Annotated in this window: 13 protein-coding genes; 12 read left to right on the top strand and 1 reads right to left on the bottom strand. The window is 39.5% G+C overall.

Going from position 1 to position 9,452, the window contains the following annotated elements:
* The 6 genes from C0T34_RS16620 to C0T34_RS16595 form a co-directional block, all read left to right on the top strand.
* The coding region (locus C0T34_RS16620) for a DUF1722 domain-containing protein (protein WP_114399071.1) at positions 1-329 on the top strand (329 nt) is incomplete at its 5' end.
* Between the two features lie 24 nt (positions 330-353).
* The gene (locus C0T34_RS16615; protein ID WP_109850509.1) at positions 354-863 is read left to right on the top strand and encodes a lipocalin family protein; all 510 of its coding nucleotides are present in this window, start codon (positions 354-356) and stop codon (positions 861-863) included.
* Positions 864-1,349: 486 nt separating this feature from the next.
* A complete protein-coding gene (locus tag C0T34_RS16605; protein ID WP_098943665.1) occupies positions 1,350-1,619 on the top strand; it encodes a hypothetical protein in 270 nt (89 codons plus the stop codon).
* Complete coding sequence (locus C0T34_RS16600) at positions 1,619-2,089, top strand: lysozyme (protein ID WP_109850508.1); 471 nt, start codon at positions 1,619-1,621, stop codon at positions 2,087-2,089. Before C0T34_RS16605 ends, C0T34_RS16600 begins: the two co-directional genes overlap by 1 nt.
* Positions 2,071-2,229 (top strand): hypothetical protein, encoded by a 159-nt coding sequence (locus tag C0T34_RS18255; protein WP_004244729.1) that lies wholly within the window; start codon positions 2,071-2,073, stop codon positions 2,227-2,229. Before C0T34_RS16600 ends, C0T34_RS18255 begins: the two co-directional genes overlap by 19 nt.
* Before the next feature lie 2 nt (positions 2,230-2,231).
* Positions 2,232-2,693, top strand: coding sequence for a lysis protein (locus C0T34_RS16595; protein ID WP_109850507.1), 462 nt, complete (start codon positions 2,232-2,234; stop codon positions 2,691-2,693).
* Positions 2,694-3,198: 505 nt separating this feature from the next.
* Here C0T34_RS16595 and C0T34_RS16590 read toward each other — a convergent pair.
* Positions 3,199-3,627 carry a hypothetical protein gene (locus C0T34_RS16590; protein WP_036976683.1) on the bottom strand — a complete coding sequence of 143 codons (429 nt, stop codon included), beginning with the start codon at positions 3,625-3,627 and terminating at the stop codon, positions 3,199-3,201.
* Between the two features lie 284 nt (positions 3,628-3,911).
* Here C0T34_RS16590 and C0T34_RS18250 point away from each other — a divergent pair, with 284 nt between their 5' ends.
* From C0T34_RS18250 to C0T34_RS16565, 6 genes are all read left to right on the top strand, one after another.
* Positions 3,912-4,076, top strand: a complete 165-nt coding sequence (locus C0T34_RS18250; protein ID WP_164530411.1) for a hypothetical protein — start codon at positions 3,912-3,914, stop codon at positions 4,074-4,076.
* An 85-nt stretch (positions 4,077-4,161) separates the two neighbouring features.
* On the top strand, positions 4,162-4,764 hold the full coding sequence (locus C0T34_RS16585; protein ID WP_204100989.1) for a hypothetical protein: 603 nt from the start codon (positions 4,162-4,164) through the stop codon (positions 4,762-4,764).
* Positions 4,765-4,766: 2 nt separating this feature from the next.
* Positions 4,767-6,251, top strand: coding sequence for a terminase (locus tag C0T34_RS16580; RefSeq protein ID WP_109850505.1), 1,485 nt, complete (start codon positions 4,767-4,769; stop codon positions 6,249-6,251).
* A 1-nt stretch (position 6,252) separates the two neighbouring features.
* Complete coding sequence (locus C0T34_RS16575) at positions 6,253-7,635, top strand: DUF4055 domain-containing protein (RefSeq protein ID WP_109850504.1); 1,383 nt, start codon at positions 6,253-6,255, stop codon at positions 7,633-7,635.
* Between the two features lie 2 nt (positions 7,636-7,637).
* Positions 7,638-8,699, top strand: a complete 1,062-nt coding sequence (locus tag C0T34_RS16570) for a phage minor head protein (protein ID WP_109850503.1) — start codon at positions 7,638-7,640, stop codon at positions 8,697-8,699.
* A gap of 66 nt (positions 8,700-8,765) precedes the next feature.
* On the top strand, positions 8,766-9,452 hold the full coding sequence (locus C0T34_RS16565) for a hypothetical protein (protein ID WP_089503223.1): 687 nt from the start codon (positions 8,766-8,768) through the stop codon (positions 9,450-9,452).

Raw genomic sequence — 9,452 nt, 5'->3', positions numbered from 1 at the left:
TTGCTAATAATAAAGAATGGCATTCATTGGAAGCTTTTTTTGATGAATATCGAAATAGATTTATGACATTATTACAGCACCAAGCAACACGACGTAATCATACCAATGTTCTTATGCATGTGCAGGGGTATTTTAAGCGCTATTTAACATCAAATCAGCGACAAGCATTAAGTCAATTGATTTTAGAATACCGTCAAGGAATACAGCCTTTATTAGCACCTTTAACATTAATTAATCATTATCTATCAGAGCATCCTGATAATTATTTGAGTAAACAGAGATATTTTCATCCTTATCCTCAATCCTTAAGATTACGTTATGGATTATAATAAACTTATTGATAGGAGGAAAATATGATACGTTCTTTTGTCACTTTTTTAAGTTCATTTATTCTTACTGGATGCAATGTTATTCCTCCGAGTGACATTAAGCCTGTTAATAATTTTGATCTATCACGTTATCTTGGGCAGTGGTATGAGGTCGCTAGAATAGATAATCGTTTTGAAAAAGGCTTAACGAAAGTTACCGCAAATTATTCATTACGAGATGATGGTGGTGTTAAGGTTATTAATCGAGGTTGGAGTCAAAATAAACATCGCTGGAAAGAAAGTATCGGTAAGGCTTATTTTGTTGATTTATCTAATAAAGGTGCATTAAAAGTATCATTTTTTGGTCCATTCTATGGTGGATATAATATCATCAAATTGGATAAGAATTATCAATATTCTTTGGTTGTAGGACCAGATAAAGATTATTTATGGATATTATCACGTACACCGACCATGCCATCAAATTTGTTGAATGAATATATTCATTTTGCAACATCATATGGATTTGATAGTAACAGGATCATAATATTTTAACAAAAGGTATATAGCTGAATTTAAATACTATCTAATTTGATGGTATTTAATTATAATTTGAAAATGCCTATTCATATTATCCATTATAATAACACTGGTAATGATTATTTACACCTAAGAGCATGGGGATTTATGAGTTAGTGTTATCCAGGCTAGTCGTTTTGTTTTTATTGGTGAATAAAATGTGCACTTTTCTGATTTTTTATTTATATCGTTCTCGATTTGAGTTGTTTGTTTAACTGACTGATTTTTATCATTATTAGTTATTATAATGAAAGTAATTATAAAAAATAAAGAAATAAGAAATAAAATAATATATCGCACTTGATTACTCCGTTTCATAAATATTATTTATTATTTTATGAATAAATTTATAAATATGTACAGTAATAAATAAGAATTACTATATTTTTATAAATCATCTCGAAAATCTCTTAATAATTTCTCTTTATATTAATCATTAATGGGCACTCCGTAGGGGTGTATATGTGTATGGATAAATTAACCAATGTAACCTATGGAACAGCAGGCCTAACGGCCTTTTTTGCCAGTCTCTCTTTATATGAATGGGGATTTGTTATCGGGATGGCGTTCAGCATGGTTCTAGGTTTAGCCACTTATTTTATGACTCGAAGAGAACAGCGAAAACGTACTCAATTATTTGAAGAGCTTGTTCGTCATGTTGACCCACAAAACCCGACCGAAACGTTAAAAAGACTTGCTGAATTAATGGTGAAAGCACCAAAGGATATTTAATGTCTCTCAAACAGAAAATAGCGGCGCTAACAACAGCAGGAGCCACAGCAATCGCATTAGTAGTGATAGCCCATTTTGAAGGTGTGCGTTATGAACCTTATCGTGATGTGGCAGGCGTTTTGACGGTTTGTTATGGGCATACAGGCAAAGACATTATTCAAGGTAAGACATATACACAACAAGAATGTGATGCGTTATTACAAAACGATTTTATTAAGACACAACAGAAAGTCGATGCATTAATCAAAGTACCACTCGATGACTACACCAAAGCCGCTTTATATTCCTTTGCTTTTAATGTAGGAATGACAGCATTTGCTCGCTCAACATTACTCAAGAAATTAAATGCGGATGATAGAGCGGGTGCCTGTGAAGAAATAAAACGTTGGGTATATGCGGGTGGAAAGGTTTGGCGAGGGCTTGTCAGTCGTCGAGAAGCGGAGTCAGCACTATGTCATGGAAACCTTTAATCATCATTATCAGCTTTATCCTTGCATTACTCATTACAGTCGCTGGTGGCATTTATCTCTTGATTGATAACTCATGTACTAAAGACCAAGTTAGTTTAGAAAAGCGCTGTCAGATAGCTCTCTCACATCATCGGTACTAATCATGAAATACGGGAAACTCTATGCCGTCATTGCGATGGTAGGCATCATTGTGGGTAGTTATTGGGTGATTAACTGGCAAGCTAACAGAATTAATCTATTAGTAGAAACAAACAAAGAACTAACGATTGCTCTCGAAGAACAGAGGTCTATTAATACTGATTATCAAGCACGCATAATGCGATTAAATCAGTTGGATATTCAATATATACAGGAGTTAGCGAATGCCAAGAATGAAATTAGTCGCTTGCGTGATATTAGTGAGCATCATCCTGAGCGGGTGTATATCAAAGCCGAGTGCCCAAAAAACAAAACCACTCCCGCCACCCGCTTGGCTTATGCAACCACCGCCCGACCTACTGACACCGCTATCAGAAATTATTGGTTACTCAGAGAGCGAATTGCAGAGTCAGAACAGATGATTAAAGGGTTGCAGGATTACATTAGAGTGGAGTGTGTGAACTAAAAAAAGCCCAGCATGGGTGCATGGGCAAACTAACTAAACACCAATCAGTAAGAGTATAGCGAGGTTGATTTTAGTTAGTATAGCTTAAGTAAGTATATATACCAGATTGATAATTCTGATTAACTTATTTCTTACCCAAATAAAAACGCAAGATAAAAATAACCCTGTGAGTTTGGGCTCCCACAGGGCTTTCACTAGTATGTGTGAAAACAATAGATTACCAATATTCAGTAAGCCAATCTGTTAATAATCAACGTAAGTTTTTAGAAAACAATCGCCTCGCAATAGCGGGGCTTTTTAATGGAGAAATATCATGGCAGTAGAAGGTTCAGAGAATCCAGTTAAATTCCGTGAAGAATTGGATAAAAGCATTCCAAAAGAATAACCCCGACAAGGTTAGATAAATCGTTTATCCATTAAGGAGGTCGATCCCTATCTTGACTGCTAGGAATAGACTAGAAGTGACCAAAGTAACGTAGTGACACGTGATGATGGTTGCGAATGGTTACTTTTTGTCGTCTGTATATATAGGCTTGGTGCAGGTGGCTTCCATCACAGGCATCCCTGGGGATGATATGGATTCAATTATTACTTTTGTGTCATTTCCACGAAGTAATGTAAGCCTTGTATCGTGGCTCATCCAATAGAATTCTTTGTAATAAGGTACTCCGAATTGAGATGAGTATGCTCCTTTTACCTTCATAGCATAGGTCGGAGATGGCATATGACTACTCTTTTTAGCTGGCGCTATCTTGAGGATTTGTGTTGCATTTGATTTATAAACAGAAAATATCTGGCTATCCTCACTTTTTTTGGTGGTGCCGTCTTGGGAGTAATTAATCCAAGAGCACTCCATTTCAAATATCAGGGTTTCATCTGTTGCATTAGCGCACACAGTGAACGGTATAAGTAAAGCAAAAAGATACTGTCTCATGATCCCTCTATGTCAATGCAATATCGTCTTACGACAAGACTATCACAAGAAGAGCTAACTATGACTGAAAAATATCACGTAATAGCAACTAAGAAAGATGGCTCAACATACAAAGGCATAATGACCACTAAAGAGCCTCATGTGACCAATAGGATAATCGGTAGCGCAAAAATAGAATACAAAATAAATTAGACCAAAAATAGCGTGTTTTGGGCATTCTTCAGGCCTGTGAGGATAAATAAAGGTGAGCAATTAAGCTCTATAAAAGACACAGGAGAATTCTAATGTCTAAAACAACCGATCAGCTGATCAACAATCTTAAGCATAACTTCAAGTTACTGGAAACCATTTATCAATCAGGCTTGTCAATTTACTACAATACTGACGTAATCCATGATGCTATTGATGCAATCATTGATGAGTTAAGGCGACGAGGAGTTGCTATCTAACAATAGCCCGCTCCGGCGGGTTTTTTATTGCAAATCACAAAGCTCACTATGGTGAGTTTTTTAATTTGTTATTGAGGATATGAATATGGCTAAAAGACCAGATTGGGAGGCCATCGAGTCGGCTTACCGAGCTGGCGTGATGTCACTCCGAGAAATAGCTTCACAGCATGGCATATCTGAAGGGGCTATACGCAAGAGAGCTAAGAAAGATGATTGGTCGAGAGATCTTAACGCAAAGATAAAATCTCGTGCTGATGATTTGGTACGCAAAGAAGAAGTACGCAAGCAGGTACGCACAGAAACAACATTATCTGAGCGCGTACTTATTGAGGCTACGGCTGAGGTTATTGCTAATGTTCGTATGGAGCATAGAGGTGATATACGCCGGGCGCGTGAACTGGCTAACGTCTTGTTTGACGAACTGAGTGCAAAGTGCACAGATGTGCCTGCCCTGAATAAGTTGGGCGACCTGATGTTTAGTCCTGATGATAATGGTCGCGACAAACTCAATGAAATTTATCACTCAATTATCTCCCTGCCTGAGCGTGTTAAATCAGCAAAAGCACTTAGTGAAACACTTAAGAACTTAATTGGACTTGAGCGTCAGGCATATGGCCTCGATGACGTTCAGCCGAATAAGACAGCTAGCCAACTATCAGATTTAATGGATGACTTATCTAAGGAATAATCATGAAGCCAGAACATCTTGCATTATTAAGAGATAAGCTCTGGCGATTGAACCATCTCTACTGGATAACCAATAAAGAAGGCAAGCCAGTTCGATTTAAAATGACGCCCGAGCAACTTGAATATTTTGAAGGGATGCACACGCGAAACATTATCCTCAAGGCTCGTCAGCTTGGCTTTACTACTGAAGTCTGCATTATCCAACTAGACGCGGCTCTATTTGAGGCAGCCAAATGTGCATTGATAGCCCACACGCTAAACGATGCTAAGCGACTATTCAGGGAAAAGATAAAATACGCTTACGAAAAACTACCTGATGAAATTAAAGCGGCAAATCCAGCGAGTAATGATGCGTCTGGTGAGTTGGTGTTTAGCAAAGGCGGGTCACTTTATATCAGTACATCATTTCGTGGTGGTACACTCCGTTATTTGCACGTTTCTGAGTTCGGTAAGATATGTGCTAAGTATCCAGAGAAGGCTCGTGAAATTGTCACTGGTGCATTTGAGGCGGTATCAAGCGATTGTTTCACGACAATTGAAAGTACAGCGGAAGGTAGAGCAGGTTATTTTTATGATTACTGCCAGTCTGCTGAGAAAGCACAAATTCAGGGCAAGACTCTTTCTAACCTAGACTGGAAATTCTTTTTCTTCTCATGGTGGAAGAATCCAGAGTATGCGATTGACCCTGTTGATCAATTACCACAGCGGTTAGTTGATTACTTCGATGAGATATCAAGTAAGCACGGCGTTCAATTAAACGAGCGCCAGAAAGCATGGTATTACGCCAAAGAGAAAACACTTGGCGACGATATGAAGCGGGAATATCCGTCAATACCGTCTGAAGCATTTCAGCAATCTGTTGAAGGTGCTTACTACGCCAAGCAATTCCGCTTCCTGTACGAAAATAAACGCATTGGTACACTTCCTGATAACTCTCATCTACCGGTTCATACGTACTGGGATATCGGCGTGGGTGACTCAACGTCAATTTGGTTTATTCGTGAGGTTGGTGCGGAATTCCATGTCATAGATCATTACTCAAATAGTGGTGAAGGCCTGCGACACTACATGAAAGTGCTGAAAGACAAAGGCTACACATATGCAAGTCACAATGGCCCTCATGATATCGATAACCGTGAGTTTGGTTCTGATGCGAAATCTCGGCGTGAATTAGCGCGTGAAGGGTACGAAATCGACGGACAAATTTACTCAATTCGATTTGACGTAGTGCCGAAACTTTCCATTGATGAAGGCATTGAGGCTGTGCGTGAAATTCTCCCCCACTGTGTTTTTGATGAACATAAATGCAGTGTAGGCATCGCTCATCTTGAGGGGTATCGCAAAGAGTGGGATGACAAACGTGGATGTTGGAAAGATAAACCGCTTCATGATTACACATCTCATGATGCTGATGGATTTAGATATTTTGCAGTGAGTCGAAGAAATACTAAACGGTTGACTAAGAAAATAGAATTTAACTGGAACTAACATGAATACAAACGTTGATTATAAGCATCCAGCTTACAATGAGTTTTTGCCTGAATGGGACATGATTGGCGATTGTGTTGATGGCGAACGAGTTGTTAAAAGCAAGAAAGAGAAATACCTCCCTCATCCGGCAGATAACAAAGATGAAGATGATAAGGGTAATGAGCGTTATAAGCGCTATTTAGCTAGAGCATCCTTTCTGAATGCCACGGGTAGGACACTTAGTGGTTTACTTGGTATTGCTTTCAGTAAGCCAGTAAAGATTAGTGTTAGCGGTAGTGTCGAGTATTTAGAAACTGACATAGACGGTCAAGGCCAGCCACTAACCCAAATGATAAGGGATGCGTTATCGCAAAACTTACAGCGTGGTCGAGCTGGTCTATTAAGTGATTTTAGCGGAGCAGGGATTCAGTCAGAAGCTAATAAGGGACGCCCTTATGTTCGATTGTTCACAGCAAAAGAAATCATCAACTGGCGTGTAACGAATGGGAAAACATCCCTCGTTGTCCTCAAATATCAAGAGCCAGTAGATACAGATGATTTTGAACTGCAAATGCAGAATAACTGGATTGAATTAAGGCTTATTAATGATGTCGCTCATTCTCGTCGTTGGTATGAAGATGGAGACATAAAGGTTACAGATTGGGTTGTATTGAGTGATGCGATTGGCAGTCCATTAAATGAGTTGCCATGGTCATGGATTGGCTCAATGAATAATGATCACACTCCTGATTCTCCACCTCTTGCTGATATAGCATACGTGAATATCAAACATTATCAGGCTGAGGCTGATATAGCAGAATCGGCACATACTGTCGGTCAACCAATGGTTGCATTAACAGGTCTTACAGATGACTGGGTTGAGAAACATATGTCTGATGGATTTACTGTTGGCTCCCGTAAAGGGGTATTGCTACCACAAGGTGGTGACATGAAGTTTGCACAGCCCGAAGATAGAAATATTCAAATCACTCTAGCTGAACGTAGAGAGAAGCAAATGGCAATGCTAGGCGCTAAGTTAGTTGAACGAGGAACGTCAGCAAGAACTGCTACACAGGCACAGGATGAGGCACAAACAGATAATTCAGTGCTGTCATTGTGTGCGGGTAATGTTGAGCAAGCATTTAACCGAGCACTTGATTTTTGTATCCAGTTTGCGGGTGGTGGCGAAGCGTCAATACAACTGAATAAAGTTTATGATATAGCTAAGCTAGATTCACCAACGATTACAGCGTTATTGGCTGCGTTGCAATCAGGATCTATGCGATTGATTGATTTTGTTAAGTACTTGCAAAGTATCAATATCATTTCTCAAGACGAGAGGGCTGAGGATGTTGTTGATGAACTGGAATTAACGAGAGGGGCAAATATGTTGGGAGTGTGACTATGCAACCGAGCATCATCCTTGACAACGCATTAATGATACAGGTCATGCTGGAAAGGTTGAAGTCATCAACAGCAGATACTCGTGATTTAGTGTTGGATATTCGTGCCACTGTGGCATCTGCGCTGTCTACCTTCTCAGGTGATATTTCCTCTATAAGTAAAGCAAAATCAATCGCGCTTGCATTAAAAAAATCACTAAAGCCAGTTCTCTCTAGTCATTCTGGAAAATTGCTTGATGAAGCCATCAGTGTTGCCATTGTTATGGCAGATGCCGAATATCGAGGTTTTAACTCACTTCTAGAAGGTATTAAACCTGCCAATTATGAGAAAGTGCGTAAAGATGTACAAAACATCCCCATGAACCTGACGGGATGGAGTGGTTCGTTATTCCTAGAAAAGTTTATTGAATCTTGGGCTGATACATCCATTCAACAGGTAGAAAATCAGGCACTGATATCACTATCATCTGGTGGTGATGTGTCTGATCTGCAATCAACGATTAACGGGACGTCAGTTGAACCTCTAATCATCGCATCGTCGGTAGTCGGTAGGATTGCTAGGGGCTTTCAGATGATATCCAGAACCTCTTTACAGCATGCGCACAGTATAGGGGCAATGGATTTTTACAAAGAGAATCCTGATCTGATTAAGTATGAAGAGTTCAGCGCAATACTGGACAATAAAACATCATCAGTATGTAGATCATTATCCGGTAATCGCTATCCATTAGGAGAAGGTCCCAAACCTCCTCTTCATCCTAATTGCCGTAGTCGATTACTTCCAGTTTTAGATGAGAAATACATAAACTTAATTACAACAGATTATGTCGGTAATTCTGAATGGGGTGAAGAGTCTTATTACGAGTGGCTTTATCGCCAACCAGCGAACAGGCAGGACATTGTATTAGGTAAGACTAGGGCACAGTTGTTTCGTGATGGTGGATTACCGCCTGATAAATTCGCAAAGTTACAGCTCGATAAATACTTTAAGCCAATAACGCTTAAGGAACTTCAACGGATCATACCTGAAGCTTTTAATAAAGCAGGTATCGACCTCAAATGACCCACTTCGGTGGGTTTTTTATTATTCGCAGTTAGAGACTGCACCATCTAAACCAGAGGTTTTACGATGTTTAAATACCTATTAACAAAAGAAGAATTTGATGCATTAACTGATGATAAAAAGGTTTTGTATAAAGAAGTCGGTGGAAATTACCAACTTCAAATCGAAGGTATGCCAGAAATTCCAGATGTGTCAGGGCTTCAAAAGAAGGTTGATGAATTACTTTCTGAGAAAAAAGCAGAGCAAGAAAAGCGCCGACAAGCCGAAGATGCAGCGAAGAAAGCGGCTGAAGAGCAGGCTCGTAAAAATGGTGATATTGAATCACTAGAAAAAAGTTGGGCTGAAAAGTTAAAGGCGCGTGAAAGTGAGCTATTAGCACAGCTACAGGAAAAAGACGCGAGCCTACACACACTATTGGTTGATAACGTCGCACAAACGTTGGCTACAAAGCTTGCTGGTGATGCTGCACCGTTAATTATCCCGCACATTAAATCTCGATTATCAGTAGAGGACGGTAAAACGCGAGTAGTTGACGCTAATGGGCATCCTTCAGCATTCACTATTGATGATTTAGAAAAAGAATTTCGTAATAACCAGTTATTTGCTCCGGTAATTATCGGTAGCAAAGCCACCGGAACCGGAGGGGAAGGCGGCAAAGGGAAATCACCAGCCGGAGGCAGTGATAAACCCAAAAGCGCAAATCCATTAGTTGATAGCGCACGTGAAATCATTGCTAATATCCCAGAGGATTAA

The sequence above is a fragment of the Proteus sp. CA142267 genome, from assembly GCF_003336825.1.
GTDB lineage: Bacteria > Pseudomonadota > Gammaproteobacteria > Enterobacterales > Enterobacteriaceae > Proteus > Proteus terrae.
Note: the sequence above shows the minus strand (reverse complement) of the source record. Positions and strands in the feature narration are given on the sequence as shown.